This is a genomic window from Pseudomonas sp. AP19, from assembly GCF_001728855.1.
Lineage (GTDB): Bacteria > Pseudomonadota > Gammaproteobacteria > Pseudomonadales > Pseudomonadaceae > Aquipseudomonas > Aquipseudomonas fluorescens.
The window spans coordinates 61,144-87,201 of sequence record NZ_LXJP01000026.1; the positions used below are offsets into that span (position 1 = coordinate 61,144).

At 61.5% G+C, this 26,058-nt stretch carries 25 protein-coding genes; 12 read left to right on the forward strand and 13 right to left on the reverse strand.

Translation table 11 applies throughout. From position 1 onward, the window contains the following. Window positions 1-11: 11 nt before the first annotated feature. The gene (locus A7D21_RS18740) at window positions 12-908 is read left to right on the forward strand and encodes a LysR family transcriptional regulator (RefSeq protein ID WP_069552335.1); all 897 of its coding nucleotides are present in this window, start codon (window positions 12-14) and stop codon (window positions 906-908) included. Here the strand turns inward: A7D21_RS18740 and dhaL are convergent. The 7 genes from dhaL to A7D21_RS18775 all read right to left on the reverse strand — a co-directional run bounded on the left by dhaL (window position 865) and on the right by A7D21_RS18775 (window position 8,252). After that, window positions 865-1,512 carry a dihydroxyacetone kinase subunit DhaL gene (gene dhaL / locus A7D21_RS18745; RefSeq protein ID WP_069552336.1) on the reverse strand — a complete coding sequence of 216 codons (648 nt, stop codon included), beginning with the start codon at window positions 1,510-1,512 and terminating at the stop codon, window positions 865-867. The genes A7D21_RS18740 and dhaL overlap by 44 nt on opposite strands. 3 nt (window positions 1,513-1,515) lie before the next feature. Further along, window positions 1,516-2,517, reverse strand: a complete 1,002-nt coding sequence (locus A7D21_RS18750) for a dihydroxyacetone kinase subunit DhaK (protein WP_069552337.1) — start codon at window positions 2,515-2,517, stop codon at window positions 1,516-1,518. A gap of 154 nt (window positions 2,518-2,671) precedes the next feature. Then, window positions 2,672-3,787 (reverse strand): alcohol dehydrogenase catalytic domain-containing protein, encoded by a 1,116-nt coding sequence (locus tag A7D21_RS18755; RefSeq protein ID WP_069552338.1) that lies wholly within the window; start codon window positions 3,785-3,787, stop codon window positions 2,672-2,674. 26 nt (window positions 3,788-3,813) lie between these two features. Next, entirely contained in the window at window positions 3,814-4,569 is a 756-nt protein-coding gene (locus A7D21_RS18760; protein ID WP_069552339.1) for an SDR family oxidoreductase, read from the reverse strand. A 155-nt stretch (window positions 4,570-4,724) separates the two neighbouring features. After that, the gene (locus tag A7D21_RS18765; protein WP_053255662.1) at window positions 4,725-5,732 is read right to left on the reverse strand and encodes a substrate-binding domain-containing protein; all 1,008 of its coding nucleotides are present in this window, start codon (window positions 5,730-5,732) and stop codon (window positions 4,725-4,727) included. A 58-nt stretch (window positions 5,733-5,790) separates the two neighbouring features. Further along, entirely contained in the window at window positions 5,791-6,768 is a 978-nt protein-coding gene (locus A7D21_RS18770; protein WP_053255663.1) for an ABC transporter permease, read from the reverse strand. Further along, complete coding sequence (locus tag A7D21_RS18775) at window positions 6,765-8,252, reverse strand: sugar ABC transporter ATP-binding protein (protein WP_053255664.1); 1,488 nt, start codon at window positions 8,250-8,252, stop codon at window positions 6,765-6,767. The genes A7D21_RS18770 and A7D21_RS18775 overlap by 4 nt, the downstream gene beginning before the upstream one ends. Before the next feature lie 283 nt (window positions 8,253-8,535). On the opposite strand from A7D21_RS18775, the gene rpiB reads away from it, so the two are divergent. The 3 genes from rpiB (at window position 8,536) to A7D21_RS18790 (ending at window position 11,980) form a co-directional block, all read left to right on the forward strand. Continuing rightward, window positions 8,536-8,997: a ribose 5-phosphate isomerase B gene (gene rpiB / locus A7D21_RS18780; RefSeq protein WP_016969738.1), complete on the forward strand. Its 462-nt coding sequence runs from the start codon at window positions 8,536-8,538 to the stop codon at window positions 8,995-8,997. A 63-nt stretch (window positions 8,998-9,060) separates the two neighbouring features. Beyond that, window positions 9,061-10,041 (forward strand): sugar-binding transcriptional regulator, encoded by a 981-nt coding sequence (locus tag A7D21_RS18785; RefSeq protein ID WP_053255665.1) that lies wholly within the window; start codon window positions 9,061-9,063, stop codon window positions 10,039-10,041. Between the two features lie 373 nt (window positions 10,042-10,414). Continuing rightward, a complete protein-coding gene (locus A7D21_RS18790; RefSeq protein WP_069552340.1) occupies window positions 10,415-11,980 on the forward strand; it encodes a TerC family protein in 1,566 nt (521 codons plus the stop codon). Here the strand turns inward: A7D21_RS18790 and A7D21_RS18795 are convergent. Both A7D21_RS18795 and A7D21_RS18800 read right to left on the reverse strand, forming a co-directional pair. Then, window positions 11,961-12,293, reverse strand: coding sequence for a thioredoxin domain-containing protein (locus A7D21_RS18795; protein WP_053255667.1), 333 nt, complete (start codon window positions 12,291-12,293; stop codon window positions 11,961-11,963). The genes A7D21_RS18790 and A7D21_RS18795 overlap by 20 nt on opposite strands. Before the next feature lie 93 nt (window positions 12,294-12,386). After that, complete coding sequence (locus A7D21_RS18800; RefSeq protein ID WP_053255668.1) at window positions 12,387-12,635, reverse strand: hypothetical protein; 249 nt, start codon at window positions 12,633-12,635, stop codon at window positions 12,387-12,389. A gap of 334 nt (window positions 12,636-12,969) precedes the next feature. Here A7D21_RS18800 and A7D21_RS18805 point away from each other — a divergent pair, with 334 nt between their 5' ends. From A7D21_RS18805 to A7D21_RS18840, 8 genes are all read left to right on the forward strand, one after another. Continuing rightward, a complete protein-coding gene (locus A7D21_RS18805) occupies window positions 12,970-13,818 on the forward strand; it encodes a transporter substrate-binding domain-containing protein (protein ID WP_053255669.1) in 849 nt (282 codons plus the stop codon). A 52-nt stretch (window positions 13,819-13,870) separates the two neighbouring features. Next, window positions 13,871-14,533, forward strand: coding sequence for an amino acid ABC transporter permease (locus tag A7D21_RS18810; RefSeq protein ID WP_053255670.1), 663 nt, complete (start codon window positions 13,871-13,873; stop codon window positions 14,531-14,533). Between the two features lie 11 nt (window positions 14,534-14,544). Beyond that, complete coding sequence (locus A7D21_RS18815) at window positions 14,545-15,207, forward strand: amino acid ABC transporter permease (protein ID WP_053255671.1); 663 nt, start codon at window positions 14,545-14,547, stop codon at window positions 15,205-15,207. Further along, window positions 15,204-15,986 carry an amino acid ABC transporter ATP-binding protein gene (locus tag A7D21_RS18820; RefSeq protein WP_069552341.1) on the forward strand — a complete coding sequence of 261 codons (783 nt, stop codon included), beginning with the start codon at window positions 15,204-15,206 and terminating at the stop codon, window positions 15,984-15,986. Before A7D21_RS18815 ends, A7D21_RS18820 begins: the two co-directional genes overlap by 4 nt. Window positions 15,987-16,000: 14 nt before the next feature. Continuing rightward, complete coding sequence (locus tag A7D21_RS18825; RefSeq protein WP_069552342.1) at window positions 16,001-16,390, forward strand: RidA family protein; 390 nt, start codon at window positions 16,001-16,003, stop codon at window positions 16,388-16,390. A gap of 167 nt (window positions 16,391-16,557) precedes the next feature. Further along, a complete protein-coding gene (locus tag A7D21_RS18830; protein WP_069552343.1) occupies window positions 16,558-17,322 on the forward strand; it encodes an IclR family transcriptional regulator in 765 nt (254 codons plus the stop codon). Window positions 17,323-17,331: 9 nt separating this feature from the next. Continuing rightward, a complete protein-coding gene (locus A7D21_RS18835; RefSeq protein ID WP_069552344.1) occupies window positions 17,332-18,540 on the forward strand; it encodes an amino acid deaminase in 1,209 nt (402 codons plus the stop codon). A gap of 583 nt (window positions 18,541-19,123) precedes the next feature. Further along, window positions 19,124-20,029, forward strand: coding sequence for a sugar kinase (locus tag A7D21_RS18840; protein WP_069552345.1), 906 nt, complete (start codon window positions 19,124-19,126; stop codon window positions 20,027-20,029). A 128-nt stretch (window positions 20,030-20,157) separates the two neighbouring features. On the opposite strand, the gene A7D21_RS18845 is transcribed toward A7D21_RS18840, so the two are convergent. The 4 genes from A7D21_RS18845 to A7D21_RS18860 all read right to left on the reverse strand — a co-directional run bounded on the left by A7D21_RS18845 (window position 20,158) and on the right by A7D21_RS18860 (window position 26,051). Continuing rightward, the gene (locus A7D21_RS18845) at window positions 20,158-20,433 is read right to left on the reverse strand and encodes a peptidylprolyl isomerase (protein WP_003174397.1); all 276 of its coding nucleotides are present in this window, start codon (window positions 20,431-20,433) and stop codon (window positions 20,158-20,160) included. A 43-nt stretch (window positions 20,434-20,476) separates the two neighbouring features. Further along, on the reverse strand, window positions 20,477-23,014 hold the full coding sequence (locus A7D21_RS18850) for a PAS domain-containing protein (RefSeq protein WP_053255677.1): 2,538 nt from the start codon (window positions 23,012-23,014) through the stop codon (window positions 20,477-20,479). 142 nt (window positions 23,015-23,156) lie between these two features. Continuing rightward, complete coding sequence (locus A7D21_RS18855; protein WP_069552346.1) at window positions 23,157-25,109, reverse strand: acetoacetate--CoA ligase; 1,953 nt, start codon at window positions 25,107-25,109, stop codon at window positions 23,157-23,159. 168 nt (window positions 25,110-25,277) lie between these two features. Beyond that, complete coding sequence (locus A7D21_RS18860) at window positions 25,278-26,051, reverse strand: 3-hydroxybutyrate dehydrogenase (RefSeq protein WP_053255679.1); 774 nt, start codon at window positions 26,049-26,051, stop codon at window positions 25,278-25,280. Window positions 26,052-26,058 lie beyond the last annotated feature (7 nt).

Genomic DNA, 26,058 nt, shown 5'->3' on the forward strand with positions numbered 1-26,058 from the left:
CTAATCCTGCGATGGAAATCCGCCATTTCCGCTATTTCCTGGCGGTCGCCCGCCAGCGCAACTTCACCCGCGCCGCCGAGCAATTGGGTATCGCGCCGCCCACCTTGAGCCGTCAGATCCAGGACATGGAAACTGCGTTGGGCACGCGTCTGTTTATCCGTCAGCAGCGCGAAGTCAGCCTCACCGAAGCGGGCGCGGCGTTACTGACCGAGGCGCAAGCCACGGTGCGCCAGTTCGAGTTTGCCCAGCGCAGCGCCCAGCGCGCCGGCCGTGGGGAGATCGGGCATGTCGAACTGGGCTACGTGGCCTCGGCGGTATACACCGGGCTGCTGCAGCGGCAAATGCAGGCGTTCAGCCAGGCGTTTCCGGAGGTGAGCGTGAATGTGCGCGAATGCGCGATGGCCACATTGCCGACGGCGGTGGCAGACGGGCGCTATGACATCGGCTACATCCGCTCGCCAATGACGCTGCCCGATGGGGTAGAGGCGGTGCGCCTCGACAGTGAAGGTTTCGTGCTGGCGCTGCCGCAGGATTCCTGGCTGCTGGGGCTCAAGGCGATTGGTTGTGAACACCTGCAAAACGAAACCTTTATCTTGCCGGAGCAAATCAGCGGCACGTTGCACGTCGCGGCGCAGGGTGGTTATGCGCCGCGCCTCGGGCCGCAACCGGGCGGCTTGGTCGCGGTGGTGGCGTTGGTGTCGCTAGGGCAGGGCGTGGCGGTGGTGCCGGCGTCGATGGTCGGGCATGTGAGCTTGCCGGGCGTGGTCTACCGCACTCTCCATGGCTGCGAGGCGGCGTCCTGGCTGTCGTTGATTTACCGGCGCTTTGAGCAAGCGCCGGCAGTGGCGCGGTATATCCAACAAGTCAAACGCTCAGTCGCGGCTGCACCGAGTCCGCCAGGCGCGTGAGGATCAGGCAGCACGACACGGCGCCGGCATCCAGTACGCCGAGGGAGCGCTCGCCCAAACGGCTGGCCCGGCCGATTTTGGCGACCAGGTCTTTGGTTGAATCGCGGCCTTGGGACGCGGCGGCTTTCATCGCCTCCAGCGCAGCGCTGAAACCCGCGCCTTGTTCCTGCGCACGTTCGAAGGCTTCAACCGCCGGGATCAGCGTGTCCATCAAACACTTGTCACCCACGCCCGCTTCGGTGATGTCCTGCAGCGAGGTCAAACCGCCGCGCAGCAAACGAGCAAAGGTGGCGGCGTCGATAGCCTCGCTGCTGCGCACTTCGTCGGCCATGCCGATAAACAGGCTGCCATACAACGGCCCCATGGAGCCGCCGATGCCTTCCATCAGGCTCAGGGTCAGCTCATCCAGGGCCTGGGCCAACGTCAGTTGGCGGCCTTCGATCATGCGGCCGCAGTGGGCGAAACCCTTGGCCATATTGATGCCGTGGTCGCCGTCGCCAATCGCGCCGTCGACTTCGCTGAGGTATTCACGGTTGGCCACGATCACGCTGACCAGGTCGGCGACGATAGCGCTGCCGTCGCGGGTGGAAAAATGCTGGCTCATGGTTCACTCCGCCTGGGTCATGCCGATGGAGCGGCACGGTTGGTCGATCAAGGTTTTCAGCTCGGCGTCGAGGCCGAGCAGGGTGAGGGTGACGCCCATCATCTCCAGGGAGGTGAAGTAATTGCCCACGTAGCAACGGTGAATCTTCAAGCCCTTGGCCTTGAGCTGTCGCTCGACCTCGGCGTAAAAAATGTACAGCTCCATCACCGGCGTGGCGCCCAGGCCCGAGACCAGCACCACCACGCTGTCATCGTGGCTGAAATCACGGTCAGCCAGGATCGGTGCGAGCATGCGTTCGGCCATGGCGGCGGCGGGCTCGATGGGCACAACTTCAATGCCCGGTTCGCCGTGATGGCCGATGCCCAGTTCCATCTGGCCGTCGGGGATCTGGAAGTTTGGCTTGCCCACCGCCGCAATGGTGCACGGGGTGAGGCCGATGCCAATTGAGCGGCAGTGATCGACGGTTTTCTGGGCGACGCGAATCACGCCATCGAGGTCGTAATGCTGGGCCGCTGCCGCACCGCCGATCTTCCACATGAAGATCTCCCCGGCCACGCCGCGCCGCTTGGCGATATCGTCCTTGGGGGCGGAGGCCACATCGTCGTTGGCGACCACGGTACGGATGCGCATGTCTTTGCTGGCGGCCATTTTCATTGCCAGCTTCACGTTCATGTTGTCGCCGGCATAGTTGCCGTACAGGCAGGCTACGCCAGCGCCATGGTCGGCGGCGCGGAACGCGTCGAAAAAGCTTTTGGCGGTGGGCGAGGAGAAAATCTCGCCGACGGCCACGGCGTCCACCAGACCGGGGCCGACGTAGCCCAGAAACGCCGGCTCATGGCCCGAGCCGCCGCCGGTCACGATGCCAACCCGGCCTTGCCCCGATGGCCTGGCTTTGACGATGACCCGAGGGTTGCTCTCGTATTGGCGCAGTTCGGGGTGGGCGACCAGAATGCCGTGCAACATGTCCTCGACCACGTGGTCCGGATCGTTGATGACTCGATTCATAACGCGGGTTCCTGTGTTCTTGTTCTTAGGGGCAACAACAATTCAATGTGGGAGCGGGCTTGCTCGCGAAAGCGGTGGTTCAGTTGATGCATGTGTTGCCTGGCACTCCGCTTTCGCGAGCAAGCCCGCTCCCACAGTTTGATAGGTGGCGTTCTTAAGGCTCGAGTACAACTTTGAGCGATTTGTCCCCGCGCTCCATCACCGCAAACGCTTCCTTGAAATCCGCCAGGGCGAATTTGTGGGTCACCACGTCGCGCATGTCGATCTTGCGGTTGCCAATAAAGTCGATGGCGCGCGGGTACATGTACGGCCCCAGGTGCGAACCCAGGATGTCCAGTTCCTTGCGGTCGCCGATGATCGACCAATCTACCGTGGCCTCGTCATTAAATACGCTGAACTCGACGAAGCGCCCCAGCTTGCGCAGCATCGCCAGGCCCTGGTTCACCGCCTTGTGATGCCCGGTGGCTTCGATATAAATGTCGCAGCCATAACCGTCGGTGATCGCGCGGATCTTTGCCATGACGTCGACGTCGGCCGGGTTCCATACTTCGTCGGCGCCCATGCGCAGGGCGAGGGCGGCGCGTTCGGGTTTCATGTCCAGCACGATCAGCTTTTTCGGGTTGCGCAGGCGCACGGCGCCGATGATGCCGAGGCCCAGGGTGCCGGCTCCGGCTACCACCACCACGTCGTCATGGTCGACATTGGCGCGCTCGGCGGCATGCAGCGAGCAGGCCAGCGGTTCGATCAGGATCGCTTCATCGGGGGCGATGGATTCCGGCACTTTGTGGATGATGCCTTCCTTGGTGAAAATCATGTACTGGGCCATGGCGCCCTGCACGTTGTTCTGGAAGCCATAAAGGTCGTGTTTCTGGCACATCCAGTACTGGCCGTGGTTGCAGAAGCGGCAGCCCCAGCACGGCACGATCTGCTCGGAGATCACCCGGTCGCCCACCTTTACCCCACGCTTCTCGGCGCCTGGGCCCAGGGCAACCACGCGACAGACGAACTCATGCCCGGGAATCATCGGCGGTTTCACGTAGCGCGGCTGTTCGGCATCGCCCCAGAACGACGGCGCGCCGCGATACGTCTTGATGTCACCCATGCAAATGCCGCACAGCTCGACCTTGGTGAGGATCTCATCGGGGCCGGGCGTGGGCACATCGACGGTTTCCAGTCGATAGTCTTCCGGGCCATGGCAGACCACGGCCTGCATAGTTTTCGGGATGCTGGGGGAGAGCTGTTCAGCTGTGCGTTCGGTGACGGTGGACATGACAAAACCTCACGACAAAAAATGAATTACTGAATGCTGTAGCCGCCGTCGATCACCATGTTGGCGCCGGTGATCATCTGCGCGGCATCGCTGAGCAGGTACAGCGCCAGCCCGGCGATCTCTTCCGGCTGGGCAAAACGGCCGGCCGGGATCTGCAATTTGGCCTTGTCACCCACTTCACCGGCCCAGGCTTTCTTGCCCAGGGCGGTCTCGACAATGGTCGGGGAGATGGCGTTGACGTTGATCTGCGGCGCCCATTCCATGGCCAACACCTTGGTCATGCCGACGATGGCGGCCTTGCTGGCGCAGTAGGCGACGTGGCGGTCCAGGCCGATCACGGCGGCCTGGGAGGCGAGGTTGACGATGCGCCCGCCGCCGTTGGCGAGCATGTGTCGGGCGCAGGCCTGGGCCACGAAGAAGCTGGCTTTGAGGTTGATGTCCAGGGTGTTGTCCCAGGCGCTTTCACTGACATCGACGGCCTTGTCGAGCAGCACGATGCCGGCGCTGTTGATCAGGTAATCCAGGCGCTGGAAGTGTTCGAATACGTGGTCGATGGTGGGTTGTATCTGGCCGATCTGACCCAGATCGACGGCAATGCCCAGATGCTCGGCGCCCAGGCGTGCGGCGACGTCCACCACGGCCGGGTCACGGTCCAGTAACGCCACGCGTGCTCCGCGTTCCGCCAGCAGGCTGGCGCAGGCCAGGCCGATGCCGGCGGCGCCACCGGTAATCACCGCGCAACGGCCGGTGAGGTCGAAGGCTTGGTTCCAGAATCCAGACATACGATTAACTCCATTTTTGAAAACGGTGGAGATCCAATGTGGGAGCGGGCTTGCTCGCGAAAGCGGTGGATCAGCTGACGGATGTGCTGACTGACACACCGCCTTCGCGAGCAAGCCCGCTCCCACAGTTGGAATGCATTCACAGGTCGAAACCGTTACTTACCGCCGCTGACCTGTTTGTACAGCGCATCCGCGTTCGCATTGGTCACCGGCACCCACGGCAGGATGTAGTTCTTGGCGGTGCCGTCGGCCCATTTCACGTCCTTGGCATAGCGTTCCCAGATCACCGATTGCGGCTTGTAGTCCTTGCCGGCGAGTGCGCGCAATGCCACGTCCAGTGCGCCTTGAGACTGGGCCTGGGCGTCTTGCAGGAAGGTCGTGACTTCGTCTTTCTTCGCCGCCTGGATCGCATCCGGCATGCCGTCGATCGAGGTCACCGGCACGTCTTTGGATGACAAACCATGGGATTTCAGCGCCTGCACGGCACCGAGGGCCATGTCGTCGTTCTGGGCGATCACACCGTTAATGCCTTTGGGGTGCGCGTTCAGCCAGTCTTCGGTGAGGGTGAGGGCCTGGGCGCGGTCCCAGTTGGCCGTTTTTTTCTCGATGATCTTGATGTCGGGGTGTTTGCCCAGCACTTCCAGTTCGCCTTTTTCCCGGTCGATCTGCGCCGACTGGCCAATCGGGCCCTGGATGATCACGACGTTGCCGCGGCCGTTAAGTTTGTCGACCATGGCCTGGGCTTGCAGGCGGCCGCCTTCCACATCGTCGTTACCCACATAAGGCACGGCGGCATCGGCTACTTTCGTATTGGAGGCGATGACGACCACGTCGTTGCTCATGGCTTGTTTTACCGTGCCTACGCCGGCCTTGGTGTCGATGGGCACGAACAGGATGGCGTCGTAGTGCTGGGTGACCATGTTTTCGATCTGGTTGTTTTGGGTCAGGGCGTCGTAGTTGCCGTCGAACACGGTCAACTGCACGGTGCCGTCCTTGACCGCCGGGTGTTCCTTCAGCTCGCGGACCCAGTTCTGCATGAACTGGCCCTTGAGGCCGTACACGGCGGCGCCGACTTTGTAGGTCTTGCCATCGGCGGCCAGCGCAATACTGCTGGCGAGCAGGGAGAGAGCCGCAACGGCGGCCAACGTCATTCCAGGTTTCATGGTGAGAACTCCGCTTATTGTTGTAGGTCGTTCAGTTCATTGTTGGGAGGGAAAGCGATTAGCGTTTTTTCTTGCGCCACACGTCGATCAGCACGGCGAACACGATGATCAGGCCCTTGGCGACCTGCTGGTAATAGGACGACACGCCGAGCAGGTTCAGCCCGTTGTTGATCACCCCGATCAACAACGCACCAAACAGCGTGCCGACAATGCTGCCGGTGCCGCCCGACAAGCTGGTGCCGCCGATAACCACAGCGGCAATCGCATCCAGCTCATAGGAAACCCCGGCCTGGGGCAGGGCGGAAGTGGTGCGGGCCGACAGCACCACGCCGGCCAACCCGGCGAGCAGGCCGGACACCACGTACACCGAAAACATCACCTTGCGCACGCCGATGCCGGAGGTGCGTGCGCTCTTTTCATTGCCGCCCACGGCGTACACATAGCGGCCGTAAGTGGTGTAGCGCAGCACCATCCAGAAGATCAGCGCGACCACGGCGAAGATGACGATGGGCACGCCAATCGGCCCGACCTTGCCAATGCCCAGCGCCAGGTAGGCGTCGGGCAGGTCCGTGATGGGGCTGCCATCGTTGAGAATGAAGGTCATGCCCCGCGCGATGCTGAGCATGCCGAGGGTGGCCACGAACGGCGGGATCGACAGGTTGGCGACCATAAAGCCGTTGACCACGCCGAGCATGGCCCCGGCAAACATCCCGGCACTGACCGCCGCCAGCAGGCCGTAGCCTTGAGTCGCGACCATTGCGCTGCACAGCCCGGCGAAGGCCAGGATCGAGCCCACCGACAAGTCGATGCCCTTGGTCAGGATCACGTAGGTCATGCCCACGGCGAGGATGCCGTTGATCGAGGTCTGGCGCAGGATGTCCATCCAGTTGCGCCAGGTCATGAAATATTCGCTGGAAAACGCCATCACCACGCACAGCAGGATAAACACCAGCGGCAGGCCGAAGCGGTCGAGGGATAAACGCAGTCGATTGCGCGGCGCGGCAGTCATGGGGGCAGCGATGGTTTTGGCGTTCATGAGGCAAGACTCAACAAGGCTTCCTGGGAAAGGGCGGTGTCGGTGCTGATAGTCACCAGCCGGCCGCCCTTGAATACGGCGATGCGATCACTCAGGTGCAGCAGCTCAGGGGCTTCGGACGACACCACAATGGCGGCGCCACCGGCGCGCACGAACTGGTCGAGCAGGTGGTAAATCTCCTGCTTGGCACCTTCATCAATGCCCCGGGTCGGTTCATCGCATAACAGGCACACCGGTTCGGTCGACAGGCATTTGGCGAGCACCACTTTTTGCTGATTGCCACCGCTCATGGAGGCCACCGGCAGTTCCAGGGAGGTGGTTTTGATCTGCAGGCGCTTGACCATGTCCTGGGCCAGTTGGGTTTCCTTGCGCGCATTGATCAGCGACCAGCGCGACAGGCGTTTGTAGGCCGACAGCGCAATGTTGGAAAGAATGCTGCCGGTGAGCACCAGGCCGCTGTCTTTGCGGTCCTCGGTGACCAGCGACATGCCGGCGTTGATCGTGGCTTTGGGCAAGCCGATCGGCATGGGCTTGCCTTGCAGGGTCACGCTGCCGGAATCCGCAACCGTCAGGCCGTAGATGCAGTTGAGGAATTCGCTGCGCCCCGACCCCATCAGGCCGTAAATGCCGAGGATTTCACCCTGGCGCAGTTGCAGGCTGATGTCGTGGAATTCGCCGTTGCGGCTCAGGTTGTCAACTTGCAGGCAGGTCGTGGGCGCGCATTCGCGGCCGACCTTGTGGTCAATGCGCGTCAGCTCCTGGCCGACGATGCCCCGCACCAGGTGGTTGCGGTCGATATCGGCCATGCGTCCGCTTTCGACAAAGGCGCCATCGCGAAAGATGCTGTAGTCATCGGCGATCTGTGCCAGTTCGCTCAGGCGATGCGATACATAGATGATGCCGGCGCCGCGCGCGGTGAGACGGCGGATGGCTTTGAACAGGGTTTGCGCCTCGTGCTCGCCGATGGCCGAGGTGGGTTCGTCCATGATCATCACCTGGCAGTCGTGGCTGAACGCCTTGGCGATTTCCACCAACTGGATCTGCGCCACGCTCAGGCGGTGCATGGGGCGGGTGGCGTCGACGTCGAACTCCAGGCTTTCGAGCAGCTCGCGGGTGCGGCGGTTGAGGGTCTTGCTGTCGACGATGCAGCCGGCGTGGCGCGGTTCGCGGCCCAGCCAGATATTTTCGGCGACGGTCATGTAGGGGATGGGTTCCAGTTCCTGGGTGATCATCGCGATCCCCGCTGCCAGGGCTTCACTGGGGCGGCTGAACTGAACCGGGGCGCCGTTGAGCGCAATGCTGCCGGCGTCGCGTTGGGTAATGCCCATCAGGATGCTCAGGAACGTCGACTTGCCGGCGCCATTGCCGCCACACAACGCATGCACGCTGCCGGCCCGTAGAGAGAGGCGCCCGTCACGCAGGGCAGGCACCCCGGCGTAAGCCTTGGCGACGTGTTCAGCCTGGAGCAGTAATGGCGTGGCCATCGGCGTGTCCTCGTGCTGTGAATTCTTATTAGGTCGCACAGTCATGTTTCGCTGTGATCATATGTGTACCAAATGAAATTCTGATCAGTCAATCTCTTTCACTTAAAACCTATGAATCCCACCATGCGTATTAATAGCGCCCTGTAATAGGGCTTTGACTGGCGAGTCAGTTAAAACTCACTTGACAGAAAGGGCTTATTGCCTGAGAAATGACTGATAGAAATTTCAGTGACTGATCATTTGATCGATCTTAAGTGCCCTCTCGGCAGTGGAGCCAGATGCCATGAACACACCTTTCCCGGTGGCTATCGGATGCGATGAAGCGGGTTTTGAGCTCAAAGAGCTGTTGAAGCGCCATATCGAGGCGTTGGGTTATCCGGTGACCGACTTCGGCACGCATTCCACGGCGCCGGTGCTGTACCCGGACATCGCCCTGGCGGTGGCTACCGCCATCAATGCCGGGCAGCAACGCCTGGGTGTGCTGGTATGCGGCACCGGGATCGGCATGGCGATCTCGGCCAACAAGGTGCTGGGCATTCGTGCGGCCCAGGCCCATGACACCTATTCGGCGGAGCGCGCGCGCAAGAGCAACGATGCGCAAATTCTGTCGATCGGCGCGCGGGTGATCGGCGCCGAATTGGCCAAAAGTATCGTCAAGTCGTTCCTGGAGTCGGAGTTCGAGGCCGCGCGTTCAGGGGCCAAGGTCGAGCGGATCAATGCGATCGAGCGCGATGGGCATCAGTAGTGGACGTAACGGGGCAAGAGTCGGGAGAATGCGCCTTTGACGCCGAAACGGAAGCCCGTCCCCATGAGTGACAGTACCCAGCGCATTGCCAGCGATATCGATCAGATGACCGAAGTGGCGATGCTCTATTACCTTGAGAACGTCACTCAGGAAGCCATCGCCAAACGCTTCGACCTGTCGCGGGCGAAAGTCAGCCGCTTGCTCAAACGTGCGCGCGATGAAGGGATTGTCGAGGTGCGCGTGTTGCAGCACCCGGCGATGAACAACGAGCTGGAGCGGGCATTGGTGGAGCGCTTCAAGCTGGACCGCGCTTTGATTGCGGTCGACCACAGCGACCCCGACACCCAGCGCTCGGCTGTCGCCAGCCTGGTGGCGAATTACCTGAACAAGACGCTCAGCGACGGCATGATTGTCGCCGTGGGCATGGGCCGTAACGTCGGTGCCGTGGCGGATAACGTGTTTTTGCCGGTGACGCGCAATTGCACGTTTGTCTGCGCCATCGGCGGTTCGCTCAAGGCTGGCGAATACATGAACCCCGATCATATTTGCCGACGCCTGGCCCTGCGTTTTGGTGGCGAGAGCGAAAGCCTGTACGCCCCGGCGTTGGTGGCGAACCCCGAGTTACGCGGCGTGTTGATCAACAACGACACCGTGCGCTCGACCCTGGATCGCGCACGGCGCGCGGACATTGCGCTGATTGGCATTGGCGACATGAGCGAGAACAGCAACATGGTGCGCATGGGCTGGTTTTCGCCGCAGGAGATCGCGCAGGCGCGGTTGTCCGGCACCGTGGGCGACATGATGGGGTATGACTTTATCGATATTCACGGCCAGCCGGCGGTCAACGCAATTCAAGGCCGGGTGATCGGGCTGACGGTGCAGGAGTTGTTCCGCATCCCGGATGTGGTGGCGATTGCCAGTGAGAACACCAAGGCGGCGGCAACGCTTGGCGCGTTGCGCTCGGGGGTGATCAATACGTTGGCGACCACGGTAACGAATGCCCACACCATCCTGGCGCTGGATGATGCGACACGCAAAACCTGATATTGCGCAGGTCAAAATGTGGGAGCGGGCTTGCTCGCAAAGGCGGTGTGTCAGTCGACATGTGGATTGACTGAACCTCCGCATTCGCGAGCAAGCCCGCTCCCACATTGGTTTTGTGTGTGCTTGGGGACAGATTTTGTAATAATTTTGCGTTGTAGGAAGTTTGGGTTTCGCCTGTACGATTCAAGTCCTTTTCTTATTGCAGGACCTGCATGAACACCCTCTCGGAGCCTCCCAGTCGTCTTTCCCCAAGACATCCGCTGTCGCTGTTCCCGCTGAAACACCCTGTATTCCGACTGCTAACCTTGTCCCGGTCCACTGACCGCGCCTTGCCGTGTCCGGCGTTCTGAAACCTTTAAAGAGACTCTATTAAATGGAATGGTTAGCGGATCCAACGGCCTGGCTCGGCCTGTTGACCTTGATTGTGCTGGAACTGGTGCTGGGCATCGACAACTTGGTGTTTATCGCGATCCTGGCGGACAAGTTACCGCCGGAGCAGCGCGACCGCGCGCGGTTGATCGGTTTGTCGCTGGCGTTGCTGATGCGTCTGGGCCTGCTGGCGAGTATTTCCTGGTTGGTGACGCTCACGCAGCCGCTGTTCGAGGTGTTCGACAAGAGCTTCTCTGGCCGTGACCTGATCATGTTGTTTGGTGGTGTGTTCCTGTTGTTCAAGGCCACCATGGAGTTGCACGAGCGCCTTGAAGGCCACGTGGCGCAGCGCACGGGCAATGTGGCTTACGCCATGTTCTGGCCGATCGTAGCGCAGATCGTGGTGCTCGACGCGGTGTTCTCCCTCGACGCGGTGATTACCGCCGTGGGCATGGTGGATGAGCTGGCCGTGATGATGATCGCGGTGATCGTGTCCATCGGCCTGATGATCGTGGCGAGCAAGCCGCTGACCCGTTTCGTCAACGCGCACCCGACGGTCATCATGTTGTGCCTGGGCTTTTTGATGATGATTGGTTTCGCGCTGACCGCCGAAGGCCTGGGCTTCCATATTCCCAAGGGCTACCTGTACGCGGCGATTGGTTTCTCGATTCTGATCGAGCTGTTCAACCAGATTGCCCGTGCCCGTCGCAAGAAGTCGGCGCAAGGCGTGTTGCCGGTGCGTGAGCGTACCGCTCATGCGGTGATGCGCTTGCTCGGCGGCCGAAGCCTGGCGGTGGAAGAGGTGGGTGACGACGTCGCCGACTTGCTGGGCGAACCGGATGCAACCCAGGGTCCGCTGTTTGATCGCCGCGAGCGCGTGATGATCAGTGGCGTGCTGCAACTGGCCGAGCGGCCGATTCGCACCTTGATGACGCCACGGGCCAAGGTGGACTGTATCGATCTGGCGGACGATCCCGAGACGATCCGCCGCACACTGATGCATTCGTCCTACTCGCGCCTGCCGTTGATCCGTAACGGCGCGGTGGATGAGCCACTGGGTTTCGTGCACAAAAAAGAATTGCTTAAGGAATACCTGGCGGGCAACGAGCCGAACCTGGAGCACCTGGCGCGACGGGCGATCAACCTGCTGGAGAGCTTTTCGATCCTCAACGCCCTGGAACAGATGCGCCAGGAGTCGACCCACATCGCCTTCGTGATCAACGAATTCGGGGATTTCATGGGCGTGTTGAGCATGACCGACATTCTCGAGTCGATCGCCGGTGAGTTGCCGGACGCCAGCGAAATCGAGGGGCCGGATAGTGTCGAGGAGGGCGAGGGGTTTCGCGTCAATGGCGCCTTGAACCTCAATCGGGTTCGTCAGCGTACCGGTTTCAATGCGCTTGCCACCGAGGATTATCAGACCCTGGCAGGCTTGGTGATGAGCCTGCTGGATCGCCTGCCGATGGTCGGTGACAGCCTTGAGCATGAAGGCTGGCGCCTGACCGTGGCGGCGGTGGAAGAGCGGCGGGTGACGCAAGTGCTGCTGACGCCTAGGGCGCGTAGTCTTTAAACACGTCTTCCAGGACGGCTTCCTGTTCATGGGGGGCACCGATGCCCTTGAGGTTTTCGACCTCAAGGGCATTTTTGTAGACCACCAGCGTTGGGGTGCCGCTAACCCCGTCAATCGGCGGGGTTTGGGTGGTGTCCAGGAGCATGCTTTTTACACGCCCGGCGTATTTGTCGGCGATGCGATTAAAGCGCAGGTCAGCCCCTAAGCACGCCTGACAGTAGGGGGACGTGAACAACACAATAACCAGCGGGTGTTCATTCAGGATTCGTTGGTATTCGTTGTGCGCGTGAATAACCGTTTTTGCAACGCCCATGATGATCTCCTTGCGAGCCCGGCCGAATGGTTGCGGGTACGCTAAATCGCGAGATCACCACCGTCTACTGTCAACCTTCACAGGTGACGCCGCTCACGCATCGTCGGTGCGCTCCATGCGTTCCCGGGCCTTGCGCGCCTGATTCGCGCATTTCTGGTATTCCTCATTGTCCCTGGACGCCTTTGCCCGCCGATAGTCATGGTGGTTCTGGCTGGTGTAGTTGGTATTGAAAGCTTCCTTGAGTTTGCGCAGTTGTTCCGTGCATTCGCGGCGGTCGTTAGCCGCCGAGGCGCTGCCGGCTGCTAGGCATGACAGCAAAACCAGAGTGAGGCTGAGCTTCATCGCAGAGGTCGTCCGTGTTGGCTTGGATGTGCCAAGGCTAGTCCAGCCTGGAGATTTTTGCAGGGTGCGCCCGCGCCGCAAGGGTGCGCGGTAACACTGTGGTGGTGCACCCGGTTGGGGCCTGTCACGGTGGTGTGGGGCCTTGGGTAGCAATCTGATTGCGCATGATGGCATCCCGCTGTACAGCTCATCAGAAATTATCTTTCTGATTTATAACGAATTTATCCTCGGCATATTTTCCTGTTACTGCGTGTGGCACACTTTCTGCTGTCTATTCCGTTGTTACATACTAGGTTCCGGTATAGCGGAATACACAACTCCTGGAGTGCTTGTCATGCATCACCGACCTTCCGTGTTTAAAGCGTGTGTTTTTCTCTTCGCCGCATCGGCTTCCCTCGCAAGCGTCGTGCATGCGGCGGACAGCAAACTCGATGATGTGCTCAAGCGTGGGCATCTCATCGTGGGTACAGGCAGTACCAATGCGCCGTGGCACTTCCAGGGAGCGGATGGCAAGTTGCAAGGTTTTGATATCGACATCGGCCGCATCGTGGCCAAAGGATTGTTCAACGATCCAAGCAAGGTCGAATTTGTGGTGCAGTCGTCCGACGCACGCATTCCCAACCTGCTGACCAACAAGGTCGACATGAGTTGCCAGTTCATCACCGTCACCGCCAGCCGTGCCCAGCAGGTTGCCTTTACCTTGCCGTACTACCGCGAAGGCGTGGGCCTGCTGCTGCCGAACAACAGCAAATACAAAGAAATCGAAGACCTGCAAGCCGCAGGCGACAGCGTCACCGTGGCCGTGCTGCAAAACGTCTACGCCGAAGAGCTGGTGCACCAGGCGCTGCCCAAAGCCAAGGTCGATCAGTACGACAGCGTTGACCTGATGTACCAGGCCGTGAACTCCGGTCGCGCCGATGCTGCCGCCACCGACCAATCCTCGGTCAAGTACCTGATGGTGCAGAACCCGGGCCGCTACCGCAGCCCGACCTACGCCTGGAGCCCGCAAACCTACGCGTGCGCCGTCAAGCGTGGCGACCAGGACTGGCTGAACTTCGTCAACACGGCGTTGCATGAGGCCATGACCGGCGTGGAATTCCCGACCTACAAAGCGTCGTTCAAGCAGTGGTTCGGTGTGGACCTGCCAGAGCCTGCGATTGGTTTCCCTGTTGAATTCAAGTGATGTGTAAACCGGGGGCGCAGCGTGTTGCGCCCCGCTTCAGGTACTGCCGACCATGAACTATCAGTTGAACTTTGCCGCCGTGTGGCGTGATTTCCCCAGCTTGCTGGCGGGGCTCGGTCTGGGCCTTGAGCTGGCATTGCTGTCGATCGCGATTGGCTGTGTGATCGGCTTGATGATGGCATTTGCCATGCTGTCCAGGCACCGGGCGTTGCGCGTCTTCGCCTCGGTGTACGTGACGGTGATCCGCAATACGCCGATCCTCGTGCTGATCCTGTTGATCTACTTTGCCCTGCCGTCGCTGGGGGTTCGTCTCGACAAAATCCCGTCCTTCATCATCACCCTGTCGCTGTATGCCGGTGCCTACCTGACCGAAGTGTTCCGTGCCGGGCTGTTGAATATTCCCAAGGGCTTGCGTGAAGCCGGCTTGGCCATTGGCCTGGGCGAGTGGCGCATTCGTGCCTACATCACCGTGCCGGTGATGCTGCGCAACGTGTTGCCAGCGTTGTCGAACAACTTTATTTCGCTGTTCAAGGACACCTCGTTGGCCGCCGCTATCGCGGTGCCGGAGCTGACCTATTACGCCCGCAAGATCAACGTCGAAAGCTACCGGGTGATTGAAACCTGGATGGTCACGACCGCGCTCTACGTGGCCGCCTGTTATTTCATCGCCATGCTGCTCCGTTACCTGGAACAGCGTCTGGCGATCCGTCGTTAAGGAGGGTTTCCATGTACGAGTCCCCCAGCTGGCTGCATGAGTTGTGGATCGCCCGGGATACCCTTTGGGCGGGGTTTCAGACCAGTATTTATTGCTCGGTGCTGGCGATTATCTTTGGCACGCTGATCGGTATCTTCGCGGGGTTGATCCTGACCTACGGCAAATTCTGGATGCGTGCGCCGTTTCGTCTGTACGTGGACCTGATCCGTGGCACGCCTGTGTTTGTGTTGGTGCTGGCGTGTTTCTACATGCTGCCGGCGCTCGGTTGGCAGATCACCGCGTTCCAGGCCGGGGCGGTCGGGCTGACGTTGTTCTGCGGCTCGCACGTCTCGGAAATCGTGCGCGGCGCGTTGCAAGCCATCCCCCGTGGGCAACTGGAAGCGGGCAAGGCGATTGGCCTGACGTTCTACCAGTCCCTGGGTTACGTGCTGTTGCCTCAGGCGCTGCGCCAGATCCTGCCGACCTGGGTCAATTCCTCCACGGAAATCGTCAAGGCTTCGACCTTGCTCTCGGTGATTGGCGTGGCTGAGTTACTGCTGAGCACCCAGCAAGTGATCGCGCGTACGTTCATGACCCTGGAGTTCTACCTGTTCGCCGGGTTTCTGTTCTTTGTCATCAACTACGCCATCGAATTATTCGGGCGCTACATTGAAAAGCGGGTGGCCTTGCCATGAACCAACCACATACCCCCTCACCGCTGCTGAACATTCGCGGCCTGCGCAAACAATACGGTCAGGTGGAAGTGCTCAAAGGCGTCGACCTGTCCATGCAGCGCGGCAACGTGGTGACCTTGATCGGCTCCAGCGGCTCGGGCAAGACCACGCTGCTGCGTTGCGTCAACTTGCTCGAAGAATTCCAGGGCGGCCAGATCACCCTGGATGGCGAGTCGATCGGTTACAGCGAAATCGCCGGCAAGCGTGTGCGTCACCCTGAGCGGGTGATTGCCCAGCACCGCGCGATGACCGGCATGGCGTTCCAGCAGTTCAACCTGTTTCCGCACCTGACGGCGTTGCAAAACGTCACTCTGGGCCTGCTCAAGGTGAAGAAAATGGGCAAGGACGAAGCCGTGGCCCTGGCCGAAAAATGGCTCGACCGTGTCGGCCTGCTGGAGCGGCGCAACCACTTCCCCGGGCAATTGTCCGGCGGCCAGCAACAGCGTGTGGCGATTGCTCGTGCAATCGCGATGAACCCCAGCTTGATGCTGTTCGACGAAGTCACCTCGGCCCTCGACCCGGAACTGGTTGGCGAGGTGCTGAGCGTGATCAAGGGCCTGGCGGAGGAGGGCATGACCATGTTGCTGGTCACCCACGAAATGCGTTTTGCCTATGAAGTGTCGGACAAGATCGTATTCATGAACCAGGGCCGTATTGAAGAGCAGGGCACCTCGAAGGAGATCTTCGAGCGTCCGCAATCGCCGCGCCTGGCGGAATTTTTGAAGAACATTCGTTTTTAATCAGGAGCAACGTTATGACCATTACTCGTTACGGCACCGGCAGCACCGCCGGCGGTGGCCAGCCACGTCCTTTCGCCCGTGCGGTGGAAGCGGACGGCTGGCTCTACGTCTCGGGCCAGGTGCCAGCGGTGGACGGTGAAATCATCAACGGCGGCATCATCGAGCAGACCCGCCAGACCATGCGCAATGTGGTGGCGATTCTGGAAGAGGCTGGCTACGAACTCAAAGACGTGGTGCGCGTGGGTGTGTGGCTGGAAGACCCACGGGACTTCTGGAGCTTCAACAAGGTCTTCGGCGAATACTTCACCCCGGAACACGCCCCGGCGCGCGCCTGTGTGCAGGCCAACATGATGGTGGACTGCAAGGTCGAGATTGATTGCGTGGCCTACAAGAAAAAAGGCTAAATGCCCCATGCTTGAAACCATAGGAGATCCCATGTGGGAGCGGGCTTGCCCGCGATGACGGCGTGTCAGCCAGCCCATCTGGCACTGACCCACCGCAATCACGGGCAAGCCCGTTCCCACAGGGGATCACTGTGCAGCACCCACATTTGACGGGACCGATTACTGCCATGACCGAAGACACCATCAAACGCCGCGCCAAAGGCCTGGACCGTGCTTTTGATATCCTCGATTTTCTCAAGGAAATCGGCCAGCCCCTGCGCCCGAATGATATTGCCAGCGGCATCGGCAGCCCCAAATCCACCGTCTATGAGTTGGTCGCGTCGCTGCTGGAACGGCGCATTCTGGAAACGGTGGGCAAGGACGGCCACGTCTACCTCGGCCGCCAGTTGTACTTCCTCGGCCAGGCGCACCTGCGCCATTTCGACTTGACCCGCGAGGCCGACCACGCCTTGCAGGAAATCGTCAGCCAAACCCACGAAACCGCACAGATGTGCCTGCTCAACGGGCGCAAATACACGGTGGCGCTGATGCGCGAAGGTGAGCGGCATTTCCGTATTTCGTCGGACATCGGCGAAAACGCGCCGATTCCGTGGACCGCCTCCGGGCGCCTGTTGCTGGGGCACTTGAGCGACCAGCAAATCATCGACCTGATCGACGACGACGATTTCATCCTGCCGGACGGCCAGCGCCTGGCGCTGGACACCTTCCTGGCGCAGATCCGCCAGGCCACGCTCGATGGGTTCTTCTCCTTCGACAGCGTGGCCGACACCTTTACCCATTGCTTCGCTGCCCCGGTTCGCGACGCGCAAGGCATCAGCATTGCGACCTTGTGCATCGTCGCCCCACGGGCCGACGCGATTAAAAATTACAACGACTATCGCCGGGTGTTGATCGACAGCGCCAACCACCTGGCCCGCCGCATCAACGAATAGGAGTTTTCCATGTCTGCCTTCAACGCCGTTGAAAAAGGCGCCGCCGCGATTGGCGCCCACTTGGTCCGCGACGTCAGCCTGCCGGCCCTGGTGCTGCACCGTGACGCCCTGGAACACAACATTCGCTGGATGCAAGCGTTTGTCAGCAACAGCGGCGCAGAACTCGCGCCCCACGGCAAAACCAGCATGATGCCCGCACTGTTCCAGCGCCAGCTCGCCCAAGGCGCCTGGGGCATTACCCTGGCCAATGCGGTGCAGACCCGTGCCGCCTATGCCGGTGGCGTGCGCCGCGTGTTGATGGCCAACCAACTGGTCGGCGCGCCGAACATGGCGTTGATTGCCGACCTGTTGGCCGATCCTGATTTCGACTTCCACTGCATGGTCGACCACCCGGACAACGTCGCCGACCTGGGCCTGTTCTTCGCCGCCCGTGGGCTGCGCCTGAACGTGATGATCGAGTACGGCGTGGTCGGCGGCCGCTGCGGTTGCCGCAGCGAGCAGGAAGTGCGTGAGCTCGCCAAGGCGATCAAGGCCCAGCCGGCCCTGGCCCTTACCGGCATCGAAGGCTACGAAGGTGTCATCCACGGCGAACACGCTATCAGTGGCATCCGCGAGTTCGCCGCCAGCCTGGTGCGATTGGCCGTGGACCTGCAAAACAATGGCGCTTTCGACCTGCCCAAGCCCATCATTACCGCGTCGGGTTCGGCCTGGTACGACCTGATCGCCGAGTCCTTCGAGACGCAAAACGCCGCCGGCCGTTTCCTCAGCGTGCTGCGCCCCGGCAGCTACGTGGCCCACGACCACGGTATCTACAAAGACGCGCAATGCTGCGTGCTCGACCGCCGCAGCGACCTCAATGAAGGCCTGCGCCCTGCGCTGGAAGTCTGGGCGCACGTGCAATCGTTGCCCGAGCCCGGCTTTGCGGTGATTGCCCTGGGCAAGCGCGACGTGGCCTACGACGCCGGGTTGCCGGTGCCGCTCAAGCGCTACAAGGCCGGTATCCTGCCGGCCGAAGGCGATGACGTGAGCGCCTGCAAAGTCACCGCAGTGATGGACCAGCACGCGTTCATGCGCGTGGCACCAGGGGTTGAGCTGCGTATCGGCGACATCATTTCCTTCGGCACCTCGCACCCGTGCCTGACCTTCGACAAGTGGCAAGTGGGCTGCCTGGTGGATGAGCAGTTGCAGGTGATCGAGTCGCTGCAGACCTGCTTCTAGACCGAGTCGCGGCCATCGCAGGCAAGCCAGCTCCCACATTGACCGCGTTGTATCTGAAGGCATGCAGTCAACCGTGGGAGCAGGCTTGCTCGCGAAGGGGCCATCAGCCACACCAGAGATTAGCGGCCATCGCAGGCAAGCCAGCTCCCACATTGACCGCGTTGTATCTGAAGGCATGCAGTCAACTGTGGGAGCGGGCTTGCTCGCGAAGGAGCCATCAGCCACACCAGAGATTAGCGGCCATCGCAGGCACGCCAGCTCCCACATTGACCGCGTTGTATCTGAAGGCATGCAGTCAACCGTGGGAGCGGGCTTGCTCGCGAAGGAGCCATCAGCCACACCAGAGATTAGCGGCCATCGCAGGCAAGCCAGCTCCCACATTGACCGCGTTGTATCTGAAGGCATGCAGTCAACTGTGGGAGCAGGCTTGCTCGCGAAGGGGCCATCAGCCACACCAGAGATTAGCGGCCATCGCAGGCACGCCAGCTCCCACATTGACCGCGTTGTATCTGAAGGCATGCAGTCAACCGTGGGAGCAGGCTTGCTCGCGAAGGAGCCATCAGCCACACCAGAGATCAAAGGCATGAACACACAACCGCGCATCGCCCTGATCGGCGAATGCATGATCGAATTGCAGCACCGCGCCGACGGCAGCCTGCAGCAGAGCTTCGGCGGCGACACCCTGAACACGGCCGTGTACCTGCGCCGCGAGCTGGGCGCTGTCGGCACGGTCGACTACGTCACCGCTTTGGGCGATGACAGTTTCAGCGATGCCATGTGCCAACAGTGGCGCGACGAAGGCTTGGGCCTGGACAGGGTTCAGCGCTTGCCCGGCCGTTTGCCGGGGTTGTATTGCATCCAGACGGACGCCAACGGCGAACGCAAATTTCTCTACTGGCGCAATGAAGCCGCCGTGCGTGATTGCTTCACCACGCCGGCCGCCGAACCGATCCTGGCGGCCTTGCCGGATTACGACGTGGTGTATTTCAGCGGTATCACCTTGGCGGTGCTGGGTGAAATCGGGCGTGAACGCTTACTGCAAAGCCTGATCGAAACCCGCCGTCGCGGCGGCAAGGTGGTCTTCGACAACAACTACCGGCCGCGTCTGTGGGCCAGTGTCGAGGCGGCGCGCGCGGCGTATCACCGGGTGCTCGCCGAGGTGGATATCGCTTTGCTGACCGAAGATGACGAGCGTGCGCTGTTTGGGTACGCCGACAGTGAGCAGGTGTTTGCGGCGTACCCGGCCATTGCGGAAGTGGTGCTCAAGCGCGGGGCGCAGGCGTGTCTGATCCGTTGCGCAGGCGAGCGCTTTGCCGTGCCGGCGTTGCAGGTCGAGAACGTGGTGGATACGACGGCGGCGGGGGATTCGTTCAGTGCGGCGTATTTGGCCAGTCGGCTCACGGGTGGTTCGCCAGAGGCGGCGGCCTTGGCGGGGCATCGGTTGGCGAGCCGGGTGATTCAAGTGCCGGGTGCACTGATCCCAAGATAGTCGGTGGAATAGCCGCCCGCGGCGGTTCGCGAGCAAGCCCGCTGCCACATTTGATTGCATTTCAACTGAAGGAACTCGGTCAACTGTGGGAGCGGGCTTGCTCGCGAAAGCGGTCTAAAGCCCAACCCTCAGTCGCGGTAAAACACCTGCACCAGGTGATAGCCAAACTTGCTCTTGATCGGCCCATGCACCACCTTCACCGGCTTCTTGAAGATCACCGCATCAATGGCCCCGACCATCTGCCCTGGCCGCACTTCACCCAAATCACCGCCGCGCTTGCCGGACGGGCAGGTCGAGTATTTCTTGGCCAGCACATCAAACGCTTCGCCCTTGGCAATGCGCTGCTTGAGCTGTTCGGCTTCTTCGCTGGTCTTCACCAGAATGTGACGGGCTTGGGCTTTCATTGATTTCTACCAGGTGTGCGGCGGCGCGCGATTATGCCTGAACTCATTCGTCGACGCTGATCATGCTGCGGATTTTTGTTGCCAGCAGGTCAACGGAAAACGGTTTGGCGACCATGTCCATGCCGTCTTCCAGAAAGCCCTGGCGCTCGGCGGCTTTTTCGGCGTAACCGGTCATGAACAACACGCGCAGGCCGGGCCGGTGCTGACGGGCGATTTCCGCCAGTTGCCGGCCGTTCATGCCCGGCAAGCCGACATCGGTCACCAGCAGGTCCACACGCAAATCCGACTCCAGCAAAGGCAGCGCCGTGCGTGCGTCCGCTGCCTGGTGTGCGGTGTAACCCAACTCATCGAGCACATTGACCACCAGCATGCGCACCGCCGGGTCATCCTCGACCACCACCACCGACTCACCGGCCAGCGCCAACGGGGCCTCGCTCAAATGCTGCGGCAGGTGGCTTTCCAGGGCGGTGCCATACAGGCGCGGCAGGTACAGGCGCACGCAGGTGCCCTGGCCGGGCTCGCTTTGGATCGTCACGTGGCCACCGGATTGCTGGGCAAACCCATAGATCATCGACAGCCCAAGGCCTGTGCCCTGGCCGATAGGCTTGGTGGTGAAAAACGGGTCGAACGCCTTGGCCAGGATTTTCGGTGCCATGCCGGTGCCGTTGTCGCACACGCCCAGCATCACGTAGTCGCCGGCCTTCACCGGTTCCAGGGTGGTGATGTCGCTGCCATCGAGGTAGCTGTTGGCGGTTTCGATCAGCAATTCGCCGCCGTCGGGCATGGCGTCGCGTGCGTTGATCACCAGGTTGAGCAGGGCGTTTTCCAACTGGCTGGCATCGGTATTCACGGGCCAGATATCGCGGCCCAGTTGCACTTTGAGCGTGATATGCGCGCCTTTGGTTCGCTGGAACAGATCCTCCAGGGACGCTACCAGCTGGTTGGGGTCCAGCGGGCGGCGGTCCAGCGACTGGCGGCGTGAGAACGCCAGCAGCCGATGGGTGAGGGCGGCCGCGCGATGGGCGGACGATACGGCGGCGTCAGTAAAGCGGCCGATTTCGTCGCTGCGCCCGGCACTGATGTAGCGCTGCATCAAGTCCAGGCTGCCGATAATCCCGGTCAGCATGTTGTTGAAATCATGGGCAATGCCGCCGGTGAGCTGGCCCACGGCTTCCATTTTCTGCGCGTGACGCAGCGCGTCTTCGGCGCGCTCGCGTTCGAACATTTCGTTTTGCAGGCGCTGGTTGGCTTCAGCCAGCGCCTGTGTGCGCTGGGCGACGCGCTCTTCGAGGTTCTCGTTGAGGTGGCGCAAGGCCTCTTCGGTGAGTTTGCGTTCGGTCTCATCGATAACAAAGATATAGAAGCCGTTCACCGAGCCGTCATTGCTGAAGCGTGGCAGGTACTTCATCAACGCGTGGCGCGGGCGGCCGTCGTGATGGGGCGTAACGGTCATGAAACTGCACGCCTTGCCCTTGAGCGCGGCGGCGATCTTGTCTTCGCGCCCGGCATACAGCTCGTCGCCGATGACCTCACGGATGGTCTTGCCGTACAGCTCCTGGGGCGTCATGCCATACCAGTCGAGGTAGGCGCTGTTGTTCAGGCGAAAACGCTGTTCGTGGTCGACGTAGCCGATCAGCACCGGCATGGCGTTGATGATCAGTTGCAGCTCGGTCTGGCTTTGGCGCAGCGCGTGCTCGGTGTGTTTACGTTCGGTCAGGTCCAGCGCGGCGCCAAGGAAGCGTGCCGGGCGGCCTTGCGGGTCCTTGTAGCAGCGACCACGGGCGAACACCCAGCGCAGTTGGCCGTCGGCTTGCAGCAAGCGGTATTCCTCGGCGTATTCGGTGCCAAAGGTGATGCAGTGTTTGATGCTGCGCGCCACCATGCCGCGGTCTTCGGGGTGCACGCCTTGCAGGTAGTCGCTGATCGGCAACAGGCCGGCGTCACTCGGGTTGACGCCATGCAAATAGGCGAAATGGGCGTCGGCGATAAAGCGGTCTTCGCCGATGTCCCAGTCCCAGGTTCCCACCGCATCAGTGGCGGCCAGGGCCAATTGCAGGCGTTGTTCGGTGCTGTGCTGGGCCTTGAGGCTGTCATCGGAGCGCTGTTGCAGTTCGAGGGCTTTGCTGCGGCGCTCGTTGGTCTCGATGGCGGTGACCAGAATGCCGGCGACGGTGCCGCTTTCATCGCGGACCGGGCTGTAGGTCAGGTCGAGCCAGATGTCGGTGTCGCGATGGTTGCGTTGCAGGACGAAGCGCTGTTCGGTGAAGGTGCGCACTTGGCCGGTGAGGACGGCGTCGTAGATCGGTGCGGTAAAGTTTTCCAGCTCCGGCCAGGTCTCATGCGCGGGTTGGCCCATGGCGCCGGGGTGTTTGTTGCCCGCGAGCGCGGCGAAGCCGTCGTTGTAGAGTTGAGTGAGCTGGCTGCCCCACAGCAGCAGCATCGGCATCGGTGAGTGGACCACGATATCGACGGCGGTGCGCAGGCTTTGCGGCCAGTCACTGGATTCACCGAGGGGGCTTCGCGCCCAGTCCAGCCGTGCAATCAATGCGGCGGCTTCGCTTCCGGTGGATGTTACGTTCATGAAAAAACCCTAAACCCGACACTTTGAAAGACGACAAAACCGATTATCCCGCGACACGGGAACGGCTGACTACCCCTCGAAAAATAGCATGCATTGGGGGTTTGTCTTCAACTGAGTGCTTCAGGGCGGAAACCTTTCTTGTTTATGCCAGCTCCGGTCGATCACGAAACTGCGCGAGCGCCTCCGGGTTTGCCAACGCGTCAGTGTTCTTCACCGGTTCACCGTGCACCACGTTGCGCACCGCCAGTTCGACGATCTTGCCGCTGATGGTGCGCGGGATATCGGTGACGGCGAGGATTTTCGCCGGCACATGGCGCGGCGTGGTGTTGGCGCGAATCACCTGGCGAATCTGTTGCTCCAGGGCGTCATCGAGTTCAATGCCCTCATTGAGGCGCACAAACAGCACCACCCGCACATCGTCCTGCCAGCGTTGGCCGATGGCCAGGCTTTCCAGGACCTGCGGGACCTTTTCCACCTGGCGATAAATCTCCGCCGTGCCGATGCGCACACCGCCCGGGTTGAGCACCGCGTCGGAGCGCCCATGAATCAGCAGGCTGCCATTGGGGCGTTGTTCGGCGTAGTCGCCCTGGGCCCATACACCGGGAAACTGGCTGAAATACGCCGCGCGCAGCGTGTGCTGGTGCGGGTCATTCCACAGCCCGATCGGCATGGCCGGAAAATGCCGAGTGCAGACCAATTCGCCTTTTTCGCCAATCAGCGGCTGGCCCTGGTCGTTCCACACTTCGATGGCCATCGCCAGGCTCTTGCACTGCATTTCGCCACGCCGCACCGGCAGCACCGGGTTGCCGATCACAAAGCAGGAGACGATATCGGTGCCGCCCGACATCGACGACAGGCACAGCTCGCTTTTGATGTCGCGGTACACGTAGTCGTAGCTCTGCGGCGACAGCGGCGAGCCGGTTGAAATCAGCCCTTTGAGACTGCTCAAATCATGACTCAGCCGCGGTTGCAGGCCGGCTTTTTCCAGGGTGACGAGGTATTTCGGGCTGGTGCCGAATACGCTGATTGTCTCGGCATCGATCAGGTCGATCAGCCGTTCGGGGCCGGGGTGAAAGGGCGAGCCGTCGTACAGCACGGCGGTTGCGCCGAGGGCCAGCACCGACACCAGCCAGTTCCACATCATCCAGCCGCACGTGGTGTAGTAAAAGAGGCAGTCATCCCGCGACAGGTCGGCATGCAGGCCGTGTTCCTTGAGGTGCGTGAGCAACACGCCGCCGGTGCCGTGGATGATGCACTTGGGCACGCCGGTGGTGCCGCTGGAATAGAGGATGTACAGCGGGTGATTGAACGGCACTGCGACAAATTCAGGTTCGCCGCCGGGTTGGTAAAAGTCGTCCCACAGCGTGACCTTGGCGTGGGTCTGATAATCCGCGGCTGTCGCCTGTGGCCGGGCATACGGCACGATGATCAGCTGTTGCAGGGACGGCAGGCGCGCGAGGATTTCATGCAGCTTGGCGCTTTGGTCGATGGCCTTGCCGGCGTAGCGATAACCCGCGCAGGTGATCAGCACCTTGGGTTCGATCTGGCCGAAACGGTCGATCACGCCTTGGGTGCCGAAGTCCGGCGATGAACAGGACCAGATCGCCCCGAGGCTGCTGGTGGCGAGCATGCCGACCAGGGTTTGCCAGGTGTTGGGCATGCACGCGGCCACGCGGTCGCCCACCCCGACACCCGCTGCGCGCAGGCTGTGTTGCAGGCCGGCGACGTGGCTAGCCAGTTCGGCGTAAGTCAGCTGTTCGCGCTGGCCGTCCTCGCTGATGGCGACCACGGCCGGGTGATCATCACGGCGGCGCAGCAGGTGTTCGGCAAAGTTCAGCGTGGCGTCGGGAAACCACTGGGCGCTGGGCATTTCACGGTCTTCGATCAGCGTCACCGAGGGTGGGCTGCGAAATTGCACGTCAAAGAACCCGACGATGGCCTGCCAGAAGTCGGCGCGCTGGTCGATGCTCCACTGGTGCAGGGCCGGGTAGTCGGGCAGTTGCACGCTGTAGCGGTCGTTGACGAAGCGACGGAACTGGTCCATCCGCGTGTTGGCGATACGTTCGGGGGAAGGTTGCCAGAGGATCTCGGACATTGCGCAATCTCTTGTGCTTAGATGAAATCTACCCAACAGCACGGAGCAAATGTGCGAGCGGGCTTGCTCGCGAATGCGGTGGGTCAGTTACAAACTGGCTGACGCGCCTCCTTCGCGAGCAAGCCCGCTGCCACATTTTAAAACGCCTGCGTGTGGAATAGCGGGGGTTTACTGCGCCAGCCAGCCGCCATCGATATTCCACGCCGCGCCGCGCACCTGGGCACCGGCCTCGCTGCACAGAAACAACACCAGCTCACCCAACTGCGGCGGTGTCACAAACTCCAGCGACGGCTGTTTCTCCGCGAGCAAATCATGCTGCGCCTGCTGCGGATCAACGCCGTTGGCCGCACGGTCATCAATTTGCTTCTGCACCAGCGGCGTCAGCACCCAGCCCGGGCAGATGGCGTTGCAGGTGACGTTGCTGGTGGCCGTCTCCAGGCCCACCACTTTGGTCAGGCCGATCACGCCATGCTTGGCCGCCACATACGCGGCCTTGCCCACCGAACCGACCAGGCCGTGCACCGAGGCGATATTGACGATACGCCCCCAGCCTTTGGCCTTCATGCCCGGCAGGCTCAAGCGCGTGCTGTGGAATACCGACGACAGGTTGATCGCGATGATCGAATCCCAGCGTTCCACCGGGAAATCCTCCACCGCCGACACGTGCTGAATGCCGGCGTTGTTGACCAATATATCCACGCCACCGAATTCACGCTCGGCATAGGCCAGCATGTCGGCGATCTGCGCCGGGTCGCTGACGTCTGCCGGGTGATGGCCGACTTTACCGCCGAACGCCTGCACCTGGGCGATCACCGCGCTGGCGTCGCCGAAGCCGTTGAGGATCAGGTTGGCGCCGGCCTTGGCCAGGCTGAGCGCTATGCCCAGGCCGATGCCGCTGGTGGAGCCGGTGACCAGGGCGGTCTTGCCGTTCAAGTTCGTCATGTCAACC

What these genes read in the sequence shown, in the direction of transcription:
- A7D21_RS18755 (WP_069552338.1), bottom strand. Translation starts at nt 3,787, where the DNA reads ATGTCCACCGTCACCGAACGCACAGCTGAACAGCTCTCCCCCAGCATC.
- A7D21_RS18830 (WP_069552343.1), top strand. Translation starts at nt 16,558, where the DNA reads ATGACCGAAGACACCATCAAACGCCGCGCCAAAGGCCTGGACCGTGCT.
- A7D21_RS18845 (WP_003174397.1), bottom strand. Translation starts at nt 20,433, where the DNA reads ATGAAAGCCCAAGCCCGTCACATTCTGGTGAAGACCAGCGAAGAAGCC.
- A7D21_RS18815 (WP_053255671.1), top strand. Translation starts at nt 14,545, where the DNA reads ATGTACGAGTCCCCCAGCTGGCTGCATGAGTTGTGGATCGCCCGGGAT.
- A7D21_RS18765 (WP_053255662.1), bottom strand. Translation starts at nt 5,732, where the DNA reads ATGAAACCTGGAATGACGTTGGCCGCCGTTGCGGCTCTCTCCCTGCTC.
- A7D21_RS18760 (WP_069552339.1), bottom strand. Translation starts at nt 4,569, where the DNA reads ATGTCTGGATTCTGGAACCAAGCCTTCGACCTCACCGGCCGTTGCGCG.
- A7D21_RS18850 (WP_053255677.1), bottom strand. Translation starts at nt 23,014, where the DNA reads ATGAACGTAACATCCACCGGAAGCGAAGCCGCCGCATTGATTGCACGG.
- A7D21_RS18810 (WP_053255670.1), top strand. Translation starts at nt 13,871, where the DNA reads ATGAACTATCAGTTGAACTTTGCCGCCGTGTGGCGTGATTTCCCCAGC.
- rpiB (WP_016969738.1), top strand. Translation starts at nt 8,536, where the DNA reads ATGAACACACCTTTCCCGGTGGCTATCGGATGCGATGAAGCGGGTTTT.
- A7D21_RS18795 (WP_053255667.1), bottom strand. Translation starts at nt 12,293, where the DNA reads ATGGGCGTTGCAAAAACGGTTATTCACGCGCACAACGAATACCAACGA.
- A7D21_RS18750 (WP_069552337.1), bottom strand. Translation starts at nt 2,517, where the DNA reads ATGAATCGAGTCATCAACGATCCGGACCACGTGGTCGAGGACATGTTG.
- A7D21_RS18860 (WP_053255679.1), bottom strand. Translation starts at nt 26,051, where the DNA reads ATGACGAACTTGAACGGCAAGACCGCCCTGGTCACCGGCTCCACCAGC.
- A7D21_RS18800 (WP_053255668.1), bottom strand. Translation starts at nt 12,635, where the DNA reads ATGAAGCTCAGCCTCACTCTGGTTTTGCTGTCATGCCTAGCAGCCGGC.
- A7D21_RS18825 (WP_069552342.1), top strand. Translation starts at nt 16,001, where the DNA reads ATGACCATTACTCGTTACGGCACCGGCAGCACCGCCGGCGGTGGCCAG.
- A7D21_RS18840 (WP_069552345.1), top strand. Translation starts at nt 19,124, where the DNA reads ATGAACACACAACCGCGCATCGCCCTGATCGGCGAATGCATGATCGAA.
- A7D21_RS18770 (WP_053255663.1), bottom strand. Translation starts at nt 6,768, where the DNA reads ATGAACGCCAAAACCATCGCTGCCCCCATGACTGCCGCGCCGCGCAAT.
- A7D21_RS18740 (WP_069552335.1), top strand. Translation starts at nt 12, where the DNA reads ATGGAAATCCGCCATTTCCGCTATTTCCTGGCGGTCGCCCGCCAGCGC.
- A7D21_RS18835 (WP_069552344.1), top strand. Translation starts at nt 17,332, where the DNA reads ATGTCTGCCTTCAACGCCGTTGAAAAAGGCGCCGCCGCGATTGGCGCC.
- dhaL (WP_069552336.1), bottom strand. Translation starts at nt 1,512, where the DNA reads ATGAGCCAGCATTTTTCCACCCGCGACGGCAGCGCTATCGTCGCCGAC.
- A7D21_RS18785 (WP_053255665.1), top strand. Translation starts at nt 9,061, where the DNA reads ATGAGTGACAGTACCCAGCGCATTGCCAGCGATATCGATCAGATGACC.
- A7D21_RS18820 (WP_069552341.1), top strand. Translation starts at nt 15,204, where the DNA reads ATGAACCAACCACATACCCCCTCACCGCTGCTGAACATTCGCGGCCTG.
- A7D21_RS18855 (WP_069552346.1), bottom strand. Translation starts at nt 25,109, where the DNA reads ATGTCCGAGATCCTCTGGCAACCTTCCCCCGAACGTATCGCCAACACG.
- A7D21_RS18805 (WP_053255669.1), top strand. Translation starts at nt 12,970, where the DNA reads ATGCATCACCGACCTTCCGTGTTTAAAGCGTGTGTTTTTCTCTTCGCC.
- A7D21_RS18775 (WP_053255664.1), bottom strand. Translation starts at nt 8,252, where the DNA reads ATGGCCACGCCATTACTGCTCCAGGCTGAACACGTCGCCAAGGCTTAC.
- A7D21_RS18790 (WP_069552340.1), top strand. Translation starts at nt 10,415, where the DNA reads ATGGAATGGTTAGCGGATCCAACGGCCTGGCTCGGCCTGTTGACCTTG.